Here is a 22,733-nt window from a genome sequence, read left to right as displayed (position 1 = left end):
ATGCTGTCAACAGATACCGTTATACACAAAGAATTTCAAGGTTGTGGAGAAACAGTAAGACTGGTTGGTACTTGTACCAAAAAGCCTGTTTCTAGGAAGCAAGAATCTCCTGCTACACTGCTTTGCAGTTAGCCGGGGAGTGTCAAATGAGCAATTCGGAAACCCATCAGACATTCATACTGCTCTGATTGCTGTGCAGTTAATTGGCGAATTGCTTGACCGCATTGGAGTTGACCTCCACGCCAACGGGGTTGACCATTACCGTCAGCAAGTAAACAAGATTGGCAAACTTGCGCGGGGGCAAGGATTTGATCATCCATTAAAATGACTAACATCACATCACTTCTCGTAAATTCTGATGATTACCCATTGTTTCCGAAGAATAGACACTTGACATCTAACCCTGCTGCGGTCATGAAAAATATCTGTAGTAGGTGTTGACAGTTAACATTTGAGACGCTCCTAAAGCCAGGTTAGGTACAAACTGTAGATTTCAAGGCATTTTCCTGAACTTCTCTGGGTCAATGTGGGGTTAATAAGAAAAAATTTCCAGTGAACTTTAATTTATTGTATGTTACGTATCAAACATATTAAACCTTTTGTTACAAAACATACATAATGACCTATCTAGGGTAAAGCCAAGAGATTTAAGAATGTCCCTTATATCCGCATGAAAGTGTAAAATTTAAGGCTGAGGCAAAAGTTTGACCATAATTAACGCATTAACAGGACTGACATTTTGATAATGAATAAGTCCGCACTAAATAAAAAGTTAGTCGTCAGCAGTCAAACATTCTTAAACGTCAAAATAGATTTAGGTGCTACCAAGCCCAAATCTACCGTTGTGCAAATTTCCACCAAGGATAATTTTCAGTGACTAGAACTAATTCCGAATTCTTAGCTAACTCAGACCCCCTCATCGCCGGGTTAATTAACCAAGAACTACAGCGTCAACGGGACCACCTAGAGTTAATTGCTAGTGAAAACTTTACTTCAGCTGCTGTACTGGCCGCCCAAGGTTCAGTATTGACCAATAAATATGCCGAAGGATTGCCAGGTAAACGCTACTACGGTGGTTGTGAATTTGTCGATGAAATCGAACAAATAGCCATTGACCGAGCTAAACAGCTATTTGGTGCAGCTCATGCCAACGTGCAACCACATTCCGGCGCTCAGGCAAATTTTGCAGTTTTCCTGACATTACTCGAACCTGGGGACAAAATCATGGGGATGAATTTGTCTCATGGGGGACATCTCACCCACGGTTCACCAGTTAATGTTTCGGGTAAGTGGTTTCAAGTTTGCCACTATGGTGTCAGCCAAGAAACAGAACAGCTAGACTATGAGCAAATTCGGGAGCAGGCGCTGAGGGAGCGTCCAAAGCTCTTAATTTGCGGATATTCAGCCTATCCTCGTGTCATCGAGTTTGAAAAGTTTCGCAGCATCGCTGATGAAGTCGGCGCTTACCTACTGGCAGATATTGCCCATATCGCTGGTTTAGTTGCTAGCGGTGTTCACCCTAACCCCATTCCTTACTGTGATGTAGTCACTACAACCACTCATAAAACCCTCCGTGGCCCTCGCGGTGGTTTAATTATGACCCGGGACGCCGAACTAGGCAAAAAGCTAGATAAATCAGTATTCCCTGGTAGTCAAGGCGGCCCCCTGGAACACGTAATTGCTGCTAAAGCAGTGGCTTTTGGAGAAGCACTGAAGCCTGATTTTCAAGATTATTCTGTTCAAGTCATCGAAAATGCCCGCGCCTTGGCAAGTCAACTGCAAAAGCGTGGGTTAAAATTAGTGTCTAATGGTACAGATAATCATTTAATGTTAGTAGATTTACAGAATATTGGTCTCACAGGTAAGCAGGGCGATCAATTGGTGAGTGGCGTAAATATTACCGCCAACAAAAATACAGTTCCCTTTGACCCTCAATCACCATTTGTGACCAGTGGTCTCAGGTTAGGTTCTCCAGCTATGACTACACGTGGTCTGGGGATAACGGAATTTACTGAAATCGGGAATATTATCGCTGATCGCCTGCTTTCTCCTGATTCCGAAACAGTAGCGGAAGATTGTCGGCAACGGGTAGCATCACTGTGCCATCGCTTCCCCTTGTATCCACATCTACAGATTCCTGTACCAGTCTTAACCTAGGACATGAGAGGAGGGATATGGGGAGATCAAGCATTATTTCCCCATTCCACACCTCATCCCTACTAACCGCAAAAAACAATCAACACTGAAGATAATTACCAGACTTCAAACCTCTAGCAATGACAAATCAAAACTCAAAAAAGTATACTTTTCTCAATGACTAATGACCAATGACCAATGAGTGCAGAAATTATTTGTGTTGGTACTGAACTACTGCTAGGGGATATCCTCAACAGTAACTCCCAATTTTTAGGGCAACAATTAGCTCAATTAGGCATTCCCCACTACTATCAAACAGTAGTAGGCGATAACCCAGAAAGACTCAAGCAAGTTATAGAAATTGCCATATCAAGAGCGCAAATTCTCATTTTCACAGGTGGACTTGGCCCTACACCTGACGACCTCACCTGTGAAACCATCGCCGATTTTTTTGGCGTTCCCCTAATAGAACGTCCAGAAATTATCGCAGATATCACCCAGAAATTCGCCCAACGTGGTCGGGTCATGACCCCCACCAACCGCAAACAAGCATTGACCCCCCAAGGTGCAGACATTTTACCCAATCCCACAGGTACAGCACCCGGTATTATCTGGCAACCCCGCCCAGAAATAACAATACTCACCTTTCCGGGTGTCCCATCAGAAATGCATCGGATGTGGTCAGAAACAGCAGTACCTTTTCTCAAAAATCAAGGCTGGGGGAAAGAAATTATTTACAGCCGAAGTTTAAAATTTTGGGGTATTGGAGAATCGGCATTAGCAGAAAAAGTTGCCCCCTACTTTAACTTACTCAACCCCACAGTAGCCCCTTATGCAGGTAAAGGAGAAGTTAGACTACGAATTTCTGCAAAAGCTGCTTCTCAATCTGCTGCTCAAGATTTGATTTCACCCATTGAAAAACAACTTATAGACATCGCCGGATTAGATTATTACGGTGCTGATGATGATACTTTAGGTGCCGTAGTTGGCAAGTTATTGCGTTTATCAGGAGAAACCTTGTCAGTAGCAGAATCCTGTACTGGTGGTGGGCTAGGGCAAATGTTAACCGATATTTCTGGCAGTTCTGATTACTTTTGGGGAGGAATAATTTCTTATGATAATTCCGTCAAACTGAACTTACTGGGAGTTAACCCAAACGACTTAGATAAATTTGGCGCAGTCAGCAGCACTGTTGCAGAACAAATGGCAATCAAAGTAAAAATCAGTCTGTCAACATCTTGGGGATTAAGTATTACAGGTATTGCTGGACCCACTGGCGGAACAGATACAAAGCCAGTGGGTTTGGTTTACATCGGTTTAGCGGGACCAAATAATGAAGTAAAAAGTTTTGAATATCGCTTTGGTGCTATGGGCGGACGTTCCTTAATTCGTGAGGTCAGCGCTAACACAGCTTTAGATTTGCTGCGGAGAAAATTGATAATTCGTAATTCGTAATTCGTAATTACAACAACTTACAGATCAATAAAATGCACTGCAATAAACTTATGACAATGGGGGTTTTGTCACCAGACAACGCCCCATCGCCTAACTTAACAAATTGCTAACTTATTCGGTTTCTGTAAATTCCATAGTTTCGACAAAATCTAAAATGCCATACTTAATGTCCTCAGCTTCCTCTTTGAGAGAACTTGGTTTTTCACCGTTAAAAAAGCTGTGCTGGCTGCTAACTATATACAAATAGTTAGAACATATAAATGCCAGCAGCCCTCGGTAAGCGTCTAGTTTGGTGGCAGTGTCACCTTGTTCTGGCTGGAGAATTGTAGCACCTTGGGGCAAATCAATCAGCGCGAAGTAAGATCCTTCAATGGTACTTGACAAATACTCAGTATATTTCACCTCAGCCTTTGGTGTATTGGTAAAAATTGCTTCCGGCACATACTTGTTGAGTAAAATAGATTGCAAATATTCTTCTTGTCCAATGGATTCCATTTGTTCCCACTGTTGTAAGGATATGGGATAGTAGTCAATTCTCAGCATTGTACCGAAGCTGTCACAAAAGCGAACCATTCCGTCTTGACTCTCTACCTTACCTCCCTGTTCTGGATCAACAGGAATCGGAACTGAAAAATTACCAGATGGCGATTCATATACCTCATGGCCATAATCTGTCTCTACTGTTGTCTCCTCTTCCTCCTGTGAGTAAATTTCGTTTTCTTCTTCAACTTCTTGATACGCGGCAATTACATCTTGTATGATTTCCTCCGCTTCTTCATCTTCGAGTTCTAAGGCTTGCTGTAACCGTTTGAGATAGGGCTGTTTCTGTTTGGGGATAATTAGTTCGTCTTCATCTATACTCACCATTACCCCAACAGTAAAAGCATCTAAAACAAGGTCATCTGTCAGGCTTTTACTTGCAAGATTAAATAAGGTTCCTACCCCCTCATCTTCTGCAATGCCTATGAGTCTATCCACCATTTCTACCATTTCATCTTCTGAGTAATCCTCAAAAACCTCAAAATCCCAAATAATACTCGCTAAAATTTCTGCATCTGCTTCTTCTACGGAAGAATCAGCAATTTCCGTAATCACTGCCATAGCAGCTACAGCTTCTTCTGGACTGAGTGATTGTTGTGTGGTCTTTGTTGAATTAAAAATCTTGTCATATTTAGTCACAATTGCTACCTCCTTATTTGGCTATGACTAACAGATTATTTGTATATTAACCTTGGTGTTCTCAATAACATAAGAATGCTTAAATATTTTATCCTTAATACTTACTGTACAATTCAATTCTCACAGGAGTAATTATCTTTTGCTTGAATCAGGTGGAGAATCAATTTAATCTATGGGTAGAATTTTCAACTAGCTATGGTGATATTTCTATACCAAAGGTAGGATGCCATAGTACCGTTGTTTGTGGTGACACATAAGAATGTGAAGGTGTAATATTAATTATTATTTAACAGTCAACAGTCATATTTATTACTTAGGATGTTGCGCTAGTTACTTGGTGGAGAGATGCGGGCTTCAATATCTTCCAAAGTTTGTAACAATAAACGCTTCGCCTGTAGCTTCCAACCCCACTTTTGAATTCTGAAAGCAGCCACAGACCCCAGCACACCTATACATAGAACCACGGGTTGATTTGCAGAAATTCCAAATAAGAAACCCAATCCAGCAATTCCCCAAAATGGTAGAGCAACTGCTTGTCTTTGTTCTTCGACAATATTAGTGATTGTACTATACTTCATAGTAATTAATAATTCAGCTTTAATTTGTCGTTGCTCGGCTAACGACATAGACAAAGCAATTTTACGGCGCAATTTTTCAATTTTGCGGGCATCTGTACTGTATTGAATTAGTTCATCTTCTGCCATTTGTAGCAGTCGTTCTAGTTGCGCCATTGTGCCATAAATTTGAAATTCTGATATGGCTATTATCTCCAAAAATGTTAAATTTTTCTAACTACATTGTTGCATATAACAGCACGAGACCAAATCTTAAATCTAGAATTAAACAAAGGGAAAAGATCCCAGCGATAACAAAGTGACAACCAGAGCGTCTAATTGAGAGGTAATACAGATGGTTAAAGTATCTGAAAACACATTGACTCAATCTGAAAAAGCGCGATCGCTCATTCTCTGGTTTGATGAAGTTGATATTGCTGATATAACCCTAGTAGGTGGGAAAAATGCCTCATTAGGGGAAATGATTCAACAGTTGACACCTAAAGGCGTTAAGGTTCCCGCAGGATTTGCGATTACTGCTTATGCTTATCGGTATTTTATCCAATCAGCCGGGCTAGAAGCAAAATTACGCAAACTGTTTGATGATTTGGATGTTGAGGATGTCAAAAATTTACGGTTACGCGGCAAAAAAGCCCGATGGCTACTCATGCACACACCTTTTCCTGTAGACTTGCGTCAAGCGATCACCACAGCATATCTAAAATTATGTCAGAAATACAACACAGATACAGATGTGGCAGTTCGTTCTAGCGCCACAGCAGAAGATCTGCCCGATGCTAGTTTTGCCGGACAGCAAGAAAGTTACTTAAACGTTGTGGGGGTTGAAGGAGTATTAGCAGCTTGTCATAGATGCTTTGCATCTATATTTACGGATCGCGCCATTTCCTATCGCTACACCAAAGGATTTGACCACTTTAGCATAGCCCTCGCCGTCGGCGTACAAAAAATGGTGCGTTCTGACCTAGCCACCGCCGGAGTCATGTTTTCCATTGACACAGAAACCGGTTTTAAAGATGTTGCACTAATTACAGCCGCCTATGGTTTAGGCGAAAACCTAGTTCAGGGAACCATTAACCCAGATGAATACTATGTTTTCAAGCCAACGTTAAAAGCAGGTTTCCGCCCCATCATCAATAAAAAACTAGGCACCAAAGAGCTAAAAATGATCTATGATGACGGCTCAAAATTAACAAAAAATGTCGCCGTACCCATGGCACAACAAAATAAATTTGCTCTCAATGATGCAGAGATTTTACAACTAGCACATTGGGCTTGTTTAATCGAAGACCATTATTCCGAAACCCACGGTAGTTACTCCCCAATGGATATTGAGTGGGCAAAAGACGGAATTACCAATCAACTTTTTATTGTCCAAGCCCGTCCCGAAACAGTCCAGTCCCAGAAAAAAGGGAACGTCTTGCGGAGTTATCATTTAGTCAAAACAGACCAGCAAGGAAAATACCCCCATCCCCTGGTCATTGGTCGTGCTGTGGGAGAAGCAATTAGTCAAGGAAAAGCACATCTGATTTTAGATGTAAATAAAATCCACCAATTTAAATCCGGGGATGTATTAGTAACACAGAGAACAGATCCCGACTGGGAACCGATTATGAAACGAGCTAGTGCCATTATCACTAACTCCGGCGGACGTACCTGTCACGCGGCGATTATTGCGCGAGAATTGGGAGTACCTGCCATTGTCGGATGCAGCAATGCTACAGAAGTCTTAAAAACTGGCCAAGATGTGACAATTTCTTGCGCCGAGGGAGAAGAAGGCAAAGTATATGATGGCTTATTAGCCTTTGAAGTTAAAGAAATTCCTCTAAAAAACTTACCCCGTACCCGCACACAAATTTTAATGAATGTGGGTAATCCCCAAGAAGCATTAAGTTTATCTACAATTCCTAATGATGGGGTAGGTTTAGCACGTACAGAATTTATCATTGCCAACCAAATCCAAATTCATCCTATGGCATTGATTCACTATGAAAAGCTAAAAGATGAATTTGTCAAAACTAAAATTAATGAAATCACTGCATTCTACGATGATAAACCCCAGTATTTTGTTGATAAATTAGCCCAAGGTATAGGTAGAATCGCTGCGGCTTTTTATCCAAAACCAGTCATTGTACGTATGTCAGATTTCAAAAGCAATGAATATGCTAACCTTTTGGGTGGTCAGGAATTTGAACCCAACGAAGAAAACCCCATGCTAGGTTGGCGCGGTGCTGCACGCTACTATGATCCAGGTTATCAAGCAGCCTTTGCCTTAGAGTGTCAATCTATCCAGCGAGTTCGTGACGAAATGGGTTTAACCAACGTTATCCCCATGATTCCCTTCTGTCGCACTCCCAATGAAGGGCGTATGGTCTTAGCCGAAATGGCAAAAAATAACTTAAAACAAGGTATTAACAACTTGCAAGTTTATGTCATGTGCGAGTTACCCAACAATGTAATTATGGCTGAAGAGTTTGCAGAAGTTTTTGATGGCTTCTCTATTGGTTCCAATGACTTAACCCAGCTAACATTAGGCATAGACAGAGATTCAGCATTGGTAGCTCGGTTATTTGATGAACGCAGCCAAGGTGTCAAGCGCATGGTGAAAATGGCCATACAAGCCGCAAAAAAATATCATCGCAAAATCGGTATTTGTGGACAAGCACCCAGCGATTACCCAGAATTTGCGCGATTTTTAATAGAACAAGGAATAGATTCTATCAGTCTCAATCCAGATTCAGTTTTAAAAACCATGCTCGAAGTAGCAAAAGTAGAGCAAAATATATAAACAACCAAAGGTTTGTATAGGCTTCTGAACTCAATTCCTGACTAAAAACAACTTAGCCTGCCCATAAGTGGTGGGCTATGACGCTTATGCACTGAATTTATGGCTTTTTCTTTGTTTTTCTTTCTTTTTCTCTCTTAATTTGTGTGGTTTGCTTTCTTTGCAGTTCAAGCCTTAAATAAATTTATATATTAAAGTTTAGACATTCCTAAATAAATTACTAATGAGTACAACAACAACTCAGACTAAACGATTAGACCCTCAGTTGTGGGAGAAATTCGTCAAAGTCGCCAAACCCTACTGGTTTTCTGAACAAAAATGGCAAGCTAGGGGACTACTAGGACTGCTGCTACTCTTGGCATTGGCGGTTAATGTTATTAATGTCGGTATTAGCTTTATTTTCCGCAATATTGATACTTCTCTGGCAACTTTTCCCCAAACTCAAGATGCATCAACCTTTTGGCGCTTCATCTTCTTTTACGCTGGGCTGTTAGTCATTGGTACTCCGATTGTTGTCATGTATAGCTATCTGCAAGACAAGTTAGGATTGCAATGGCGAGAGTGGCTGACAAACCATTTTCTCGATAAATATTTGCAAAATCGTGCTTATTACCGGCTGAACTTTAATCAAAAAATTGACAACCCAGACCAGCGAATAGCTGAAGATATCAGGTCATTTACTCGCACTAGCCTATCTTTTACACTTTTGATTTTGACATCAATTATTACTCTGGTATCTTTCACTGGAGTTTTATTGTCTATCTCAATCCCCCTATCAGTGGCGTTGGTGGTCTATGCAATTTTAGGAACAGCGGTCACTGCTTGGATTGGTCAACGATTAATAGGCATCAACTTTAATCAACTCAAACGAGAAGCTGACTTTCGTTATGGACTAATTCATGTGCGAGATAATGCCGAGTCTATCGCTTTTTATCAAGGTGAAACCCAAGAGTTACTTCAGCTAAAACAGCGTTTCTTCCGAGCAATTCGCAATTTTGATGTTTTGATCAACTGGCAACGTAACTTAGGATTTTTTACCACTAGCTATAACTATTTTGTTTCCGCACTGCCTTACTTGGTGATTGCACCCATTTACTTTGCGGGTCAAACGGATTTCGGGACATTTACCCAAGCCGCCATCGCCTTCAGTCAAATTTTTAGTGCTTTATCCGTAGTCGTAGGTCAATTTGAAAACTTAACTGCTTTTGCCGCCGGTGTGGAACGGATGGGGGAATTAGCCGATGCACTAGAAACCACAGACCAAAAGGAGGTAGGAATCACTACTATCGACATCACAGAAGATTCTCAGATTGAATTACGTCATGTCACCCTATTAACTCCTAACTATGAACGCACTTTAGTTAGGGACTTACCATTGAGATTGCACGCCGGTGAAGGTCTAGTAATTGTCGGTAACAGTGGTAGTGGTAAGAGTTCCTTACTAAGAGCGATCGCCGGATTATGGAATTCAGGTACTGGTCAAATTATCCGTCCTTCCCTATCACAAATGATGTTTTTACCCCAACGTCCTTACATGGTATTGGGTTCCCTGCGAAGTCAGTTACTTTACCCCCATCCTGACAATGATATTCGCGAAACTAAAATGCGCCATGTCCTAGAAGAAGTTAACTTGGCAGAGTTACCAGAACGAGTCGGTGGCTTTGATGTGGAGTTGGACTGGGCTAATATACTTTCTTTAGGCGAACAACAGCGCTTGGCTTTTGCCAGAGTTTTGCTGACTATGCCTAACTATGTGATCTTAGATGAAGCTACAAGTGCCCTAGATTTAGCTAATGAAAAGAACCTGTATCAAAAACTCAAAGCCAAGGGAACTACATTGATTAGTGTGGGACACCGCCCTAGTTTGTTGCAATATCATGAGTACGTCCTAGAGCTAGATGCTAGCTCTAATTGGCGATTGCTAACAATGTCAGAATACAGTGTCAATTTGAATGCTTTTAGCTAATTTTTTACCCTAAGTAGGGTGGTGCGAAAAAGTTACGACAGATGACAGGTAAATAAAATTTACAGATTTGATTCCTGAACAAGACACAGTATACACTGAAACCGTTCTGTCCTATTCCCTGTTCCCCCCACTAGATGTTAGAGAGTGGACTTGTCCACGCTGTGGTACTCACCATGATTGCCCAAAGCGCCGTGCTGGAGGCAATGGCGACGGCAACGCAGGCCAAAACATCAGAACACAGGGAATCAGGATGTTCAGGGCTGATGGTTCAGCGGTCTGTGGTGTAAGGGGGAGACTCACAAAGGATACTATTGACTAATGTCTAAAAAATGGTTTCAGATTGGTATTACGGGTGTTTTTTTACTATCACTTGCTTTACGGTTTTGGGAAATAGACCGATTTAACACTCTAGTATTTGATGAAGTTTACTTCGCAAAATTTGGCAACAACTATCTGATCAATAAACCATTTTTCAATGCTCATCCACCATTAAGTCAATATATTATTGGCATCGGTATCTGGATTGGTAGTCATCTTCCTTTTGGGCAAGGTACAGTCAATGAACTTACGGGTTCCATGCGATCGCCCTGGAGTTATCGTTGGATAAATGCCTTTACTGGCTCCTTTATTCCCCTAGTCGTCGCTGGTATCGCTTATCAATTAAGTCATCGTCATCGCTTTGCTTTACTAGCAGGTTTATTTACAGCTTGTGATGGTTTCTTTTTAGTTGAATCTCGATATGCTTTAAATAACATTTATATTGTCATTTTTGGTTTATTAGGGCAATTGTTCTTACTATTAGCATTAAATAACCAAAACCAACAACGTTTTTGGTGGTTAATTCTAGCGGGGATAAGTTTTGGAGCATCAGTGGCTACTAAATGGAATGGCTTATGGTTTTTGCTAGGTATTTATTGGATTTGGATAACAGCTTATATTATTCGCGGAGTACAGTCTTTTCCTCATATCCCAATTCAACTAACATCACCTGGAACAGTAATCCGACAAACAAAGATTTTTTTACGTCAATGGTATCACCAATGGCTAAGAATAAATCAAAAATCTTCAGCAATTCGCCTTCAGACACCAATACAAAATTTCACCCAGATCAATATTTTGCATATGGTGTTTTATCTGGGAATTATCCCAGCAATACTTTACAGCATCATTTGGATTCCTCATCTCCACCTAGATAGAAGATATGGATTTATAGAAGTACATCAGAAAATTTTGCAGTTTCACCTTAAGTTGGGCGGAAACAGTTCTGATGTGCATCCTTACTGTGCTGCATGGTATAAATGGCCTTTAATGAATCGACCAATTGCCTATTATTACCAAGCAACTGAGAGTGTTAAGGAACCACTTTCTAAAAAAGTTATTTATGATGTCCACGCTATGGGTAATCCTTTTTTGTGGTGGTTTGGTGTTGCCGCTATTTTGTTTTTAGCAGCAATGCTATTGTTAAAAGTGGTCATTCCCTGGTTACAACAAAAGCATTTTGTCCTACCTACTAATCTTACAGTTGAGACTTGGATCGCCCTATATTTAGTTTTAAATTACGCTGCCAACTTATTACCTTGGACAAAAGTCACAAGATGCGTTTTTATGTACCACTATATGAGTGCTGTGGTATTTGGATTTTTAGCGATCGCTTGGTTAGTAGACCAGTGTTTTTCCAGTTATTACCGTGAGATTAGGGTACTAGGTGTTACCATCACATTCATCATTGTGGGTGGTTTTATTTTTTGGATGCCCTTATATTTGGGTTTACCTTTATCTTCTGAAGGTTACAACATACGTATGTGGTTTAACACTTGGATTTAATTTTCTACTGTTAAATTTGCAAATGCCAGCCTAACTAAATCCCTAGTCTTATCGTCCAAAGACTGCCAATTCACTTCACCCATCTCATCAATTAAACTAGTATCAATATTGACATCTTCATTCATAGAAGAGTAATTGAGAAAACACACTTGATAACAAATCTCCCACAAATCTAGATTCACCTCGTAATCTTGACGTTGCAAACGTAGATGATATCCTGGATGGGGTATTGGCAAATCAGCAAGAGTCGCCCTAATTTCATCTGCTTGTTCTGACGTTGCAGTTTCCATTTCTTGCAACAACTGAGTGACCAAAGCTTTTATTTCATCAGTGGTGTTAGCAGGCCAAATCAGCACATCGTGGTAAGTTCCCTTCCAACTAGACGTGTCAAGATGCTTGCGAATATTATCGACAACACGAATAAAAGCAGGTTGCATAATTAGTTCAGCCTGGTGCCATGTGACTGGATTAGTTATTCTAGGTGGCATTGGTAATCAACCGACAAATCAGATAAACGCAGTGCTCAAGTTCTTGGTGTCCATTTTCATCCCCTGTTCAAAAACACAGGGCTTTTTACCCTTCCAAAGTATTTTTGATAGGTTAAAAATATACAATTACATCTTACCAAGAATTTTTGGTAAGAAATCAGAGGTTGAAAGCCCCTATCAAAACATAGTGGGAGCGTGAATCATCACCCAAAAGTCTTTCCACACTGCCTAGGTCTCAAACTTAGGGCTTGTTTTTTAAATCTTTATCGCGACAGAGCGGATTTCATTCCAGAAAATTTGGAGCTATTTACTAGATACTGATTACCGGCAGAAAAAATCAGGTAATTACTCTGAGGGGAAAATATGATCGGCAAGCTACTAGACCATCGTTACCAACTAATTAGAGTCCTGGCTGAAGGAGGATTTGGTCAAACCTATATTGCTCAAGATACCAGGCGGCCAGGTAATCCTATCTGCGTTGTTAAGCACCTCAAACCTGCAACTTCCGATCCCAGAGTTTTTGATACAGCCAAGCGTTTATTTCACAACGAAGCTGAAACTTTAGAGCATTTAGGCAATCATGACCAAATACCGCGGCTACTGGCTTACTTTGATGAAAACCAAGAATTTTATTTAGTACAAGAATTTATTGCCGGACAGACCTTAGCAGAAGAACTTATCCCCGGTGAACGTTGGACTGAAAGCCAAGTCATAGAACTATTGCAAGGAGTTCTAGAAATCCTTGAGTTTGTCCACAGTCAAGGCGTAATTCACCGCGATATTAAACCAGTTAACATTATCCGCCGCAACTCTGACCGTAAATTCGTTTTAGTAGATTTTGGAGCAGTAAAGCAGCTAGGATTAACAATGGTCAGGGTTACTGGACAACCCACAGCTACAGTTGCCATCGGCACTCCGGGCTATATGCCCACAGAACAAGGGCAAGGTAAACCCCGCCCCAACAGTGATATTTATTCCCTCGGCATTATTGCTATTCAAGCCCTAACCGGAGTACCTGGGGTGGAATTACAAGAAGACCCCAACACTGGGGAACTTTTGTGGCAACATTTAGCAAAGGTCAACTTTCAGTTAGCAGCAGTGCTAACCAAAATGGTGCGTTATCACTTCAAAGACCGTTATCAAACCGCAACAGAAGCACTGCAAGCTTGTAAAAACATTCTTCATCCAAGATCAACTCACCATCATCAATACCAACCTACTCAATCTATCTCTCAAATCTCCCCGCAAAAAACCATAGCAGTGGCACCAGCAAATCCTGTTGCAGTGAAACCAGTGCGTGTAGAATCTCGAAAAGCTGACCCGTGGCCCCTCTTAATTGGTTTATTCTTGGTAGGTGCGGCTACGGCTTTAGCTACAAATGTATATCCCAACATTAAAAATTTAGCTGCTAATTCCGGTAACAATATTGATGGCAATAACTGCTTGGCTATGGTCACAGGTAATTCTAATCTACGTTCTGAACCTAGCTCAATTAATTCTGATAATGTTGTACAAACCATTAGTGAAAATACTGGGTTTGAAGTAACGGGCAAGCGCACAAAACGCGGATGGGTAGAAGTTAAAACAGACTCTGGTGGTTTAGCTTGGGCTCACCTAGACGTAATTGCCAATAATGAACAGTGGGTTTCTTGCCTGGGAGACAAAGGCATTGCCATTAACACACTAGATGATATTAATTTAATTACAGCTAGACCAATTCCCCAGCCTAAGCCACAACCTACCCCAGAACCAGTAGATACATCAAATTCATCAGAGTCTAGCAATGACACTCAAAAGATTTTACAACAAGCCAGACAAAAGTATGAATCTGGAAATTTACTAGAAGCCGTCGCCTTAATGCAGTCTATTCCTAGTCATGCTTCTTCTGGTTTGAAAGAAACAGTTGCCATAATTAATCAGTGGCAAAAAGATTGGGCTAAAGCCGAAGCGCTATTTAATGACATCAATAAAGCAATAGATAACGGTGAATGGGACAAAGTTTTAGACTATAAAAATCATCCTGAGAAATTACCTGATACTAAATACTGGCGGGACAAAATACAACCCTTGTTTCAAAAAGCAGATGAAAACTTGTTAAAACAGGGGGCACCTCAGTCAGATAATCAAGCAGAAAAAGTGTCTGATCACTAATTCTTAATATCAACTCTGCTTAATTACCTAAGTTCTGATTTGATAGTCCCCACGGCTTTTAGCCGGGGGATTTTTGGCTCATGGAATGGAAAAACTGACGTAATAACGAAAGATTTTGCCAATTTGCCATTACAAATTTCACTGTAGTTTCAAAGCTATGTATGACAGAGTGAATTTGCCGTTAATGTATCTCGTCATATTCTGACGTTTCCACTCGTCTTGCTTCCACCCTTGGTGAAGGCAAAAATTCAGCCCGACGTATAGGGGCTAATGGCTGGGTAGGTCCGTGGTAAGGCATAACTTGCACTGTCCGAACAGGACGCTGCCGTGGTGAAAATAAAGCCAATACACCAGCAACTACAACACCACCACCAATAGTGAGAGTTGCGCCTCCTACTGCCCAGATGATGGGTGAAGACCACCAAGGCTCTTGAGTTTGAGGCTTGAATATTTCTGATGCAACTTTTTGGCTATTTTGTTGGGCTACTTGGATTTGCTGATTATTCCAATTTTGGAATTGGAATTGCAATTGTTGGTTTTGCGCTCTTAGCTGCTCATTGTCGCTTTTTAAACGTTCCAACTGCATACTTAGCCGTTCCATTTCCACCCGTTGCTCTGGATTAGCCGCAGCAGGTGGTTGACTGGGGTTAGGATAATACGGATTTACCCCATAAGACGGATACATTGGGGCTGACGGCATCATGGGCAGTGTTAGGTTGGCTGGTATCTGCGGAGAAGAGACAGCGAAATTACTTTGCAAGGGACTATCTGCTCCCCTGAGCAATACAAGCGCCGCCAGTCCAGCCACTGCGACTCCGCCGATAAATGCCATACTTTCACTCATCGCCTTTGCTCCTCTCTCACTTGTGACTTAATCACTCTCATACTCATCATTGTTCGCCTACTCAAACCCCACATAACACTCAACTATCAGCGACCGGACTAGCTAGTTTTTTTTACAGACTATTATGTACTGCTAACATTCAAAACTATATTTGCTAAATTGTCCACCAAATAACGGTAAAAAAACAGCACTGTTATTTTTTTTAATCTACTTTCTCGTTTTGTGCAAGTTCAGTATTTTTCTTCTTGTCAGTTGTTTTAATCGCAGCTTTGAGACTTTGACAAAATTCAGCGATCGCCTTTAGTCCCTGCTCCGGTGTCCCCTCTGCTAAACGTTTAACAAAGGCACTACCCACAATTACCGCATCTGCTCCCCATTGTCTGACTTGACGAGCTTGTGCAGCTTCCGAGATGCCAAAGCCTACTCCAATGGGTTTATCTGTAATACTACGAACTTCGCGCAGTAAATCTGAGACTCGTGACTCCATTTGATTTCGCATCCCAGTTACACCAGTGACACTAACCAAATAAATAAAACCTTGGGAAGAACGAGCGATGGCCTCTATCCTTTGTTTTGAACTCGTAGGAGCCACCAACAAAGTTAAATCAATACCAATTTCACTAGCAGGCTTGAGCAAATCCGCTGCTTCCTCCAAAGGTAAATCAGGAACTACCAATCCTGATACTCCAGCCCCAGCGATTTTTTCTAGAAACTTGTCAATCCCACAATGCAAAATAGGATTGTAGTAAGTGAACAGAATAATGGGCGATCGCAAACTCAAAGTGCTAGTTTGCAACATTTCCACAACTTGTTCTAATTTTGTCCCGCGTTGCAAAGCACGGGTAGCAGCCGCTTGAATCACTGGACCATCCGCTAAAGGGTCAGAGTAAGGAACACCGAGTTCAATCATATCCGCGCCATGATGATCCAGAACTTGCAACGCTGCGGCTGTGGTTGTTAAATCCGGATCTCCAGCAGTAATGAACGGAATCAAAGCGCACTCTTGATTTCGTCTTAAGGTGTCAAAGCAATCAGAAATTGCAGTCATTAGTCAAAAATAAAAAATAATAAGTCAGTGGTCACTGGCCAGTTAACAAACAAAAAATAACTGACCAATGATAACTTTACACTTGACTTTGTGATTCTTTTTCTATTTCTGCTTGAATTTTTGCTAATTCTTCGGGAGAGAGTTCATCCAGGCGTTTCTGGAGAAAAGCTTTTTCATACTCTTCCCGTTGTTGATGGTAGGTCATTTTATTTCCCACCGCGCGGAATATGTAAGAAGCTAACCAGCCCACCAAGCCACTCACCAACAACACTTGACTCCAGATTCCAGCTTGTAGATCATCTAAACCCACTAGCTGTAATCCTACATATCCCAAACCACCAGCAATAAAAACACCCAAGCCAATACCAATAGCATCAATGCGTCGCATGAGATTTATGACCTACCAACCTCTTAAACTTCAATTTGTCGTCGCCGGGGTCGCAAATTCACAAATGGCGATAACAGCAACAACCCAGGTAAAAACAAAAACACCATAAAATACATTACAGTCCGCTCAATGGAGCTAGCAACATACCAGCGCTGTTTCAGGTACACCATAACAACAACAGGAACTGCTAACAGGTAAGCTCCAGCCAAAGCCAGATACAGCAGGGCTACAATCATAGATTTTCTCTTGAAGTGGACAAAAACATCGAGTGCATCTGTTTCCCATCATAGGCTGAACCCCCAGCCAGAGGAAAGCCTGGTTAGATTAGACATTGATTTTTGTAAATCTCAAAAAATTGTTGGCATATTTTTGAGATAGATGCTAAACTGGCAAAGGCAGTAAAAAAGTCATTTAGTTAAGCAAAGTTGAAAAGTGCGGATCCGTTGCGGAAAAAAAACTTTCAATTTTAGTTTTACAAAAGACCTAATTAATGCTGAAATGGACTAGAGGTATTTACCGCCTCGAAAGAAAACTAGTTGCCCACCAATATGGGGGTGTGGCGGAATGGTAGACGCTACGGACTTAGAAAACTGAGCCTTGATTGAGAAATCTTTCAAGTGGAAGCTCTCAAATTCAGGGAAACCTAAATCTGTTCACAGACAAGGCAATCCTGAGCCAAGCCGAAACAAGTGCTGAGTTGCAAAACTCGTGGTCGGAAGGTGCAGAGACTCGACGGGAGCTACCCTAACGTTAAGACGAGGGTAAAGGGAGAGTCCAATTCTCAAAGCCAAAGGTTGTTAAAACCCGGTGGTAGTGAAAGCTGCGAGAGAATGAAAATCCGTTGACCGTAAAAGGTCGTGTGGGTTCAAGTCCCACCACCCCCACTGAAAAACTTAAAATACAAGAGACCTGCCTAAATGAACACAGGCAGTTTTTATGGTGAAAATGCCGAAAACCTTTGAGTAACAGGCGCATTGCGCTATGTTTCCCACTTCAAAGAACCTGTATGAAAACCTAGCTTCCTAGGCGTTCATCCAGGAAGGCTAAAGCCGCACCAGCAGTTTCAGCGATAATACTAATCAAACGATAGGAAGCGATCGCACTAATAATCACAGCCGAAGAAAAGCGGTGTTGCAAAAGAGCCATGGCCGTCACCTCAAATACACCCAATCCCCCCGGCGCACCGGGAACCACAAAACCCAACAACCAAGCAAAACTAAAAGCCCCCAATAACAGAGGTAATTGGTTCACCTGCAACGGAGTCAGGGCAAACACAGTTAAAATAAACCCAGTACCACGCAACAATAAAAAGCCCAATTCCCCCAACAAAGGTTTGAGGGGATAGCGTTTAACTTTAAAAGCAGTTGTAGGCTCACTGGTATTAGTAGATTTTTTCCCTTTTAACTTATAGACTAGGCGAATTACTGGATTTAAAAATCGGGGATGAACCACACAAAGCACCACAGCCAAATTGAAAAATTGTAATATTTTTACCAACACAGTAACAGTAGTACCTGCAAATTGGCTACCTAAGACAATAATCATGATTAAAGCCGCAGCCGCCATTAATAGAGGTTCTAGCAATACACTCAAAGTAGCAGCACCCGCAGGAATGTCAGCATTTTTCGCCGCCACAATTCGCCCATAATGATGCCAGACATTACCAGGTAAATATTTAGCAATATTTGTTCTTAAGTATACTTGAATAAACTCCGCACATGGCACAGGTTGATTTAATTCCTTGAGAATCCAAGTCCATATCCAACCACCCCAAATATGTGCCAGCAAAGTTACACCTGTAGCTATACAAAGGATTGACCATCCCACAGCGTCAATTTGCATCGCCATCACTTCAGACCAGTGAGCATTCAGTGCTTTTCCTAAAAAAAATAGCGTTCCCCCTAAAATTAGCCAGGGTAAAATTTGCTTCTTCATTTGCATAAACAAAAATACTTTTAATCACCAAAATTCAATTAATTACCGCCAGATATCTCTCTAGAGTTAGATAAAAGTCTGTTTTTAGTAGCAAGTATAATGTGACCTACGCTAGAGGTAAACTTATGGTTTTATTCGTAATCTTGGTAAGGGTTACCAAATAACAAAAACCTGCTGATTCACCAAACTACTAAACCAAGCAAATTAAAGGCCTATATTACTGTCAAAGGAGGGCTAGATGACCACTGTCATAGCTTTTGGGAAAAAGTTAAAAATCCGGCGGATTTTAACCATCTTTGTAGCTGGTCTATTATTGATAATTAGTACCGCTTGTAGTGGCGCAAATCCTCAGGGTGCAAAACCCCAAAATCCTCCCGTCCAAGCTGGTGGCGCAAACAACCCTTATAAATATGGTGGAGACAAATATACTAAATATAGAATGACCAGTGATCCTAAAGCCATTGATGCCGAAGAGAAAAAAGAAAATAATCGAGCTAATCTACAGTCAGATTTACAAGATTTGATTGCCATAAATGGAGACTCCCAAATACTTTACCCTGGGGCTGATGCACCTATAGGTAGAATTGCCAAAGAAAAAGAATTGCCAATCATCACGGAGGAAAACTTCCAAACACCAGCACCAGGGGGTTTAATTCAACGAGAACCAGATGTAGGAACTCGCATTCAAAAACCCATTGAAACAGTGGAAGATACTGTTAAATAAGCATCTAGTTTTTTGGAAAACAAGGCAGTTAGCCACCTGAATTACCAAAAAATCCAGGCGTTGGTAAGTAAAATCGGTAAGTAAAATTTTTGTTTTACCCACAAATTTAATTCAACAACTGCTCATTAAAGACGCAATTAATCGCCTCTGAGTGCAGCATAAGTTTAACTTAATCCCCAGCATTTCAGGAGTAACATGATGAAAAAAGTTATGAATTGGCTAAAAAATATACGTCCTGTTAAAATTTTAACAGTCTTTTTAGCGGCAACATTTTTATTCATAGCACAAGCCTGTAATCGTCCCGAAATAACCCAACAGCCACCACAACCCAACGCTCAACCACCTAATGTAGAACGATACAATCCGACAAAGAATTATCAACTCAGCACCCCGGAGGGGGGAATGAATAACTTTAGCGACCTAGATCCCAGAGCTAAGGCGGCCGAAAAAGCAGCAAATATCAAAGCCGCAGAACTAGGCGCAAATGCGCGGAGAAACGTTGAGGAAAAGGGTGTTGATAGTGCAGAACAATATATCCGTAATTATCAAGAAGGTACACCCTTAGATGAACGAGTCAAGGGCCTTGGTGAAGATATTGGCAGTTCTGCCGAAGAATTAGGTAAAGGTGTCATCAAGGGAACACAGCGCGGAGTAGAAAACCTGCAAAAAAATCTGGGACGCACTGCTGAAGACTTGACTAAAAATGTCAAACGCCAAGCTGAAGACACCACGACTACTCTCCAACGCCAAGCTGAAGACACAGCTGAGGTAGTAAAAAGAAAAATTAGAGCAGCTGATTTAGATTAGTTCTAAATCAAAGAACCCCCGTTAACTGGGGTTTTTTCCGCTTATGACTAATGGCTATTGATTTTGTAAATACCAAGTATGTAGTGCTAATCGTTGAACTTCACGCCAGGGAATATTGTACTTTCGAGCTAATTCTGCACAATCTTCATATTCTGGCTGGACGTTGGTGATAGAATTATCTTGCTTTTGTCCTTCCCATGCTACTTTAACTCGCACTTTGCCATATTCAATTTGTACAGATTGAATTTCCCGTTGTAAGATAGCACGCTGTTGGGTACTGCGCCGAATACCTAAAGTAGTAGTTTCCCGGAATAAAACTCCTTGACAAGGAAGCATATTCTCTGGATGACAGATTACAGTTAATAAAATTCCTGGACGGGACTTTTTCATCCCTATAGGCTGAGTGAAAACATCCACAGCACCAACAGCAAATAAGGCTTCAAAAACATAACCAAGGGCCTGGGGATTTAAATCATCAATTTGTGTTTCCAGTACAGTAATAGTTTCTAAATTGCCATTGGGATCTTCAGAATTATTAGTGCAATCCCCCAGCCAAAGACGTAATATATTAGGAATAGGTAAATTGATTGTTCCTGCTCCCAGTCCTACTTGTTTGATGGTCATTGGCGGTGGTGAACCAAACTCTGTACTTAGAGTAGTAACGATGGCTGCTCCTGTTGGTGTCACAAGTTCCTTGTCAATGCCGTTACTAAAGACCGGACAACTTCGCATTTCCCACAACTTCAATACAGCGGGAACTGGTACAGCCATCTCGCCGTGGGCTGCACGTACTGTGCCTCCACCCGTGGGCAGTGCTGAACAGTATAGCATCGGTAATCCCTCATGATTACTGGAAATCCCCAACCAATCCAAACCCAAGCAGGTGCCCACAATATCCACAATTGCATCCACAGCGCCCACTTCATGGAAATGTACCTTCTCTGGGGCAATGCCGTGCACAGCCCCTTCTGCCACTGCCAGCTGGCGGAACACCGATAAACTCCAAGCTTCTGCCCGTGATGGCAATTGGGCTTTGAGGATGATCTTCTCTATTTCTGGCAAATGGCGCCCGTGATGGTGACTATGTTCGTGGTGGTGGTAATGATTGTGTACCAAATCAACATTAACTTTAGTTGCCTGTTGACCATTGCGTTGCACCAGTTCTACTCTGAGCTTATACTCCTGGGCAATTCCCAATTTATTAAGTGTCTCACTTAAATACTCCACGGGAACACCCAAACTTACTAAAGCACCCAGGCACATATCACCAGAAATTCCCGTCGGACATTGAAGGTAGGCAACTTTAATCATATGGATAAGTGAATCAACTTTATTTTCAATTTTCAAACCTTGCACAACTATTTTGATGTCAATCTTTGGGTATTTGTGTCATGTACTCATCCATCGGTCAAAAGATGCATAACACGGAATCTTCTATTTTGCCTGGAATCCACAATTCCCCACCTCTCATTCAGAACTTAATATGGCAAAAATTTTCTCTGTCCATCCTGATAATCCACAAACCCGCCGTATAGAGGAAATAAAGTCAGCGCTCTCTAATGGCGCAATTATGCTCTACCCTACAGACACAGTTTATGCTATCGGTTGTGATTTAAATGCCAAATCGGCAGTGGAACGTGTGCGGCAAATTAAACAGCTAGCTAATGATAAACCATTGACATTTTTGTGTCCTTCATTATCAGATGTAGCCACCTATGCTTTTGTAAGTGATACAGCTTATCGGATGATGAAGCGCCTGATACCAGGGACTTACACCTTTCTACTGCCGGCCACCAAGTTAGTTCCCCGACTAGTACAAAACCCCAAGCGAAAAACTACCGGGATTCGTGTACCAGACCATCCTGTCTGTTTGGCATTGTTAACATCCTTAGCAAATCCCATTATTTCAACTTCAGCACATCTCCCACCAAATGATGAATCATTAGAGCTAGATTTAGAACCTAGACTATCCCAGGTAGAGCTATTTGACCGTTGGGATAGGTTAGTTGATTTAATTATAGACACCGGAGAGGAACCAACTTATGAGGTGTCTACGATTTTGGACTTAACGGGAGACAAACCAATGATGACAAGGCGAGGTTTAGGTTGGGAAGCAGCAGCTGCTTTGGTATAACAAACAAACGTCACAGCCTACTCCCTCAATTTGAGTGAACTGTTATCAAAATGATCCAGTTTTGAGATCGTCATACTCATAATATCTGGCAGTATGTAAAACAGGATGACGATCAATGTCGATATAGCAAGTCTTTTTACCACTTTTACAGCGTGGCAAATGTCTTTGTGGCATACTCAATGTGGTTGCTTCTACAAAAAGCGACACACTGCTTGCTTTGTAACTTTTGGAATTGCCTAAAGTCTTACATATATACGTCAGCAGTGCTTGCATTGAGTTTTGAGAATGTTAAATAGT

19 protein-coding genes and 2 pseudogenes are annotated in these 22,733 nt (G+C 41.4%); 11 read left to right on the top strand and 10 right to left on the bottom strand.

Features of this window, described 5'->3' with window-relative positions; translation table 11 throughout:
• Positions 1-128 precede the first annotated feature (128 nt).
• The gene (locus tag NWP25_RS12035; RefSeq protein ID WP_280649762.1) at positions 129-335 is read right to left on the bottom strand and encodes a hypothetical protein; all 207 of its coding nucleotides are present in this window, start codon (positions 333-335) and stop codon (positions 129-131) included.
• Between the two features lie 410 nt (positions 336-745).
• On the opposite strand from NWP25_RS12035, the gene NWP25_RS12030 reads away from it, so the two are divergent.
• From NWP25_RS12030 to NWP25_RS12020, 3 genes are all read left to right on the top strand, one after another.
• Positions 746-877 carry a hypothetical protein gene (locus NWP25_RS12030; RefSeq protein WP_280649731.1) on the top strand — a complete coding sequence of 44 codons (132 nt, stop codon included), beginning with the start codon at positions 746-748 and terminating at the stop codon, positions 875-877.
• Positions 874-2,157, top strand: coding sequence for a serine hydroxymethyltransferase (glyA, locus tag NWP25_RS12025; protein WP_280649732.1), 1,284 nt, complete (start codon positions 874-876; stop codon positions 2,155-2,157). The genes NWP25_RS12030 and glyA overlap by 4 nt, the downstream gene beginning before the upstream one ends.
• 177 nt (positions 2,158-2,334) lie before the next feature.
• Complete coding sequence (locus NWP25_RS12020; RefSeq protein ID WP_280699485.1) at positions 2,335-3,591, top strand: competence/damage-inducible protein A; 1,257 nt, start codon at positions 2,335-2,337, stop codon at positions 3,589-3,591.
• Positions 3,592-3,702: 111 nt separating this feature from the next.
• Here the strand turns inward: NWP25_RS12020 and NWP25_RS12015 are convergent, their stop codons facing one another.
• Positions 3,703-4,770: a tellurite resistance TerB family protein gene (locus NWP25_RS12015; RefSeq protein WP_280649734.1), complete on the bottom strand. Its 1,068-nt coding sequence runs from the start codon at positions 4,768-4,770 to the stop codon at positions 3,703-3,705.
• Between the two features lie 326 nt (positions 4,771-5,096).
• Complete coding sequence (locus tag NWP25_RS12010) at positions 5,097-5,501, bottom strand: hypothetical protein (RefSeq protein ID WP_280649763.1); 405 nt, start codon at positions 5,499-5,501, stop codon at positions 5,097-5,099.
• Positions 5,502-5,679: 178 nt separating this feature from the next.
• Here NWP25_RS12010 and ppsA point away from each other — a divergent pair, with 178 nt between their 5' ends.
• From ppsA to NWP25_RS11990, 4 genes and pseudogenes are all read left to right on the top strand, one after another.
• Entirely contained in the window at positions 5,680-8,130 is a 2,451-nt protein-coding gene (gene ppsA / locus NWP25_RS12005) for a phosphoenolpyruvate synthase (RefSeq protein WP_280656532.1), read from the top strand.
• Positions 8,131-8,350: 220 nt separating this feature from the next.
• The gene (locus NWP25_RS12000) at positions 8,351-10,093 is read left to right on the top strand and encodes an ABC transporter ATP-binding protein/permease (protein ID WP_280649736.1); all 1,743 of its coding nucleotides are present in this window, start codon (positions 8,351-8,353) and stop codon (positions 10,091-10,093) included.
• Between the two features lie 127 nt (positions 10,094-10,220).
• Positions 10,221-10,412, top strand: a pseudogene (locus NWP25_RS11995) (hypothetical protein); the annotation flags it as partial.
• On the top strand, positions 10,412-11,917 hold the full coding sequence (locus NWP25_RS11990; protein WP_280649737.1) for a dolichyl-phosphate-mannose--protein mannosyltransferase: 1,506 nt from the start codon (positions 10,412-10,414) through the stop codon (positions 11,915-11,917). The pseudogene NWP25_RS11995 and the gene NWP25_RS11990, both read left to right, overlap by 1 nt.
• Here the strand turns inward: NWP25_RS11990 and NWP25_RS11985 are convergent.
• On the bottom strand, positions 11,914-12,405 hold the full coding sequence (locus tag NWP25_RS11985) for a hypothetical protein (RefSeq protein ID WP_280699483.1): 492 nt from the start codon (positions 12,403-12,405) through the stop codon (positions 11,914-11,916). The two genes, NWP25_RS11990 and NWP25_RS11985, sit on opposite strands and share 4 nt — an antisense overlap.
• 363 nt (positions 12,406-12,768) lie before the next feature.
• Between NWP25_RS11985 and NWP25_RS11980 the strand changes: the two genes are divergently transcribed.
• Entirely contained in the window at positions 12,769-14,556 is a 1,788-nt protein-coding gene (locus NWP25_RS11980; RefSeq protein ID WP_280649739.1) for a serine/threonine protein kinase, read from the top strand.
• A 181-nt stretch (positions 14,557-14,737) separates the two neighbouring features.
• Here NWP25_RS11980 and NWP25_RS11975 read toward each other — a convergent pair whose 3' ends face one another.
• The 5 genes and pseudogenes from NWP25_RS11975 to NWP25_RS11955 form a co-directional block, all read right to left on the bottom strand.
• The gene (locus NWP25_RS11975) at positions 14,738-15,400 is read right to left on the bottom strand and encodes a heterocyst differentiation related protein (RefSeq protein WP_280699482.1); all 663 of its coding nucleotides are present in this window, start codon (positions 15,398-15,400) and stop codon (positions 14,738-14,740) included.
• Positions 15,401-15,602: 202 nt separating this feature from the next.
• The gene (gene trpA / locus NWP25_RS11970) at positions 15,603-16,448 is read right to left on the bottom strand and encodes a tryptophan synthase subunit alpha (RefSeq protein ID WP_280649741.1); all 846 of its coding nucleotides are present in this window, start codon (positions 16,446-16,448) and stop codon (positions 15,603-15,605) included.
• Positions 16,449-16,524: 76 nt separating this feature from the next.
• Positions 16,525-16,836, bottom strand: a complete 312-nt coding sequence (locus NWP25_RS11965; protein ID WP_280649742.1) for a DUF3007 family protein — start codon at positions 16,834-16,836, stop codon at positions 16,525-16,527.
• Positions 16,837-16,859: 23 nt separating this feature from the next.
• A pseudogene (gene ndhL, locus NWP25_RS11960) lies at positions 16,860-17,078 on the bottom strand (NAD(P)H-quinone oxidoreductase subunit L); the annotation flags it as partial.
• A 772-nt stretch (positions 17,079-17,850) separates the two neighbouring features.
• On the bottom strand, positions 17,851-18,771 hold the full coding sequence (locus tag NWP25_RS11955) for a YbhN family protein (protein WP_280699489.1): 921 nt from the start codon (positions 18,769-18,771) through the stop codon (positions 17,851-17,853).
• Between the two features lie 238 nt (positions 18,772-19,009).
• On the opposite strand from NWP25_RS11955, the gene NWP25_RS11950 reads away from it, so the two are divergent.
• Together NWP25_RS11950 and NWP25_RS11945 are read left to right on the top strand one after the other, a co-directional pair.
• Complete coding sequence (locus NWP25_RS11950) at positions 19,010-19,495, top strand: DUF6658 family protein (protein ID WP_313958972.1); 486 nt, start codon at positions 19,010-19,012, stop codon at positions 19,493-19,495.
• Positions 19,496-19,693: 198 nt separating this feature from the next.
• Complete coding sequence (locus tag NWP25_RS11945; RefSeq protein ID WP_280649765.1) at positions 19,694-20,302, top strand: hypothetical protein; 609 nt, start codon at positions 19,694-19,696, stop codon at positions 20,300-20,302.
• Positions 20,303-20,356: 54 nt separating this feature from the next.
• On the opposite strand, the gene larC is transcribed toward NWP25_RS11945, so the two are convergent.
• Positions 20,357-21,613 (bottom strand): nickel pincer cofactor biosynthesis protein LarC, encoded by a 1,257-nt coding sequence (gene larC / locus NWP25_RS11940; protein WP_280649744.1) that lies wholly within the window; start codon positions 21,611-21,613, stop codon positions 20,357-20,359.
• A 172-nt stretch (positions 21,614-21,785) separates the two neighbouring features.
• Between larC and NWP25_RS11935 the strand changes: the two genes are divergently transcribed.
• Entirely contained in the window at positions 21,786-22,436 is a 651-nt protein-coding gene (locus tag NWP25_RS11935) for an L-threonylcarbamoyladenylate synthase (RefSeq protein ID WP_280649745.1), read from the top strand.
• The last annotated feature ends 297 nt before the right edge of the window (positions 22,437-22,733 follow it).

Origin of the sequence: Umezakia ovalisporum Ak1311, assembly GCF_029891685.1 — a bacterium.
Classification (GTDB): Bacteria; Cyanobacteriota; Cyanobacteriia; order Cyanobacteriales; family Nostocaceae; genus Umezakia; species Umezakia ovalisporum.
Note: the sequence above shows the minus strand (reverse complement) of the source record. Positions and strands in the feature narration are given on the sequence as shown.

Bases quoted from the DNA above. Each gene is read 5' to 3' on its own strand.
- NWP25_RS11955 (WP_280699489.1), bottom strand. From the start codon at position 18,771: ATGAAGAAGCAAATTTTACCCTGGCTAATTTTAGGGGGAACGCTATTT.
- NWP25_RS11945 (WP_280649765.1), top strand. From the start codon at position 19,694: ATGAAAAAAGTTATGAATTGGCTAAAAAATATACGTCCTGTTAAAATT.
- NWP25_RS12010 (WP_280649763.1), bottom strand. From the start codon at position 5,501: ATGGCGCAACTAGAACGACTGCTACAAATGGCAGAAGATGAACTAATT.
- NWP25_RS11980 (WP_280649739.1), top strand. From the start codon at position 12,769: ATGATCGGCAAGCTACTAGACCATCGTTACCAACTAATTAGAGTCCTG.
- NWP25_RS11985 (WP_280699483.1), bottom strand. From the start codon at position 12,405: ATGCCACCTAGAATAACTAATCCAGTCACATGGCACCAGGCTGAACTA.
- NWP25_RS11935 (WP_280649745.1), top strand. From the start codon at position 21,786: ATGGCAAAAATTTTCTCTGTCCATCCTGATAATCCACAAACCCGCCGT.
- NWP25_RS11990 (WP_280649737.1), top strand. From the start codon at position 10,412: ATGTCTAAAAAATGGTTTCAGATTGGTATTACGGGTGTTTTTTTACTA.
- NWP25_RS12030 (WP_280649731.1), top strand. From the start codon at position 746: ATGAATAAGTCCGCACTAAATAAAAAGTTAGTCGTCAGCAGTCAAACA.
- NWP25_RS12035 (WP_280649762.1), bottom strand. From the start codon at position 335: ATGTTAGTCATTTTAATGGATGATCAAATCCTTGCCCCCGCGCAAGTT.
- larC (WP_280649744.1), bottom strand. From the start codon at position 21,613: ATGATTAAAGTTGCCTACCTTCAATGTCCGACGGGAATTTCTGGTGAT.
- NWP25_RS12000 (WP_280649736.1), top strand. From the start codon at position 8,351: ATGAGTACAACAACAACTCAGACTAAACGATTAGACCCTCAGTTGTGG.
- NWP25_RS11965 (WP_280649742.1), bottom strand. From the start codon at position 16,836: ATGCGACGCATTGATGCTATTGGTATTGGCTTGGGTGTTTTTATTGCT.
- NWP25_RS11950 (WP_313958972.1), top strand. From the start codon at position 19,010: ATGACCACTGTCATAGCTTTTGGGAAAAAGTTAAAAATCCGGCGGATT.
- NWP25_RS12020 (WP_280699485.1), top strand. From the start codon at position 2,335: ATGAGTGCAGAAATTATTTGTGTTGGTACTGAACTACTGCTAGGGGAT.
- trpA (WP_280649741.1), bottom strand. From the start codon at position 16,448: ATGACTGCAATTTCTGATTGCTTTGACACCTTAAGACGAAATCAAGAG.
- ppsA (WP_280656532.1), top strand. From the start codon at position 5,680: ATGGTTAAAGTATCTGAAAACACATTGACTCAATCTGAAAAAGCGCGA.
- NWP25_RS11975 (WP_280699482.1), bottom strand. From the start codon at position 15,400: ATGAGTGAAAGTATGGCATTTATCGGCGGAGTCGCAGTGGCTGGACTG.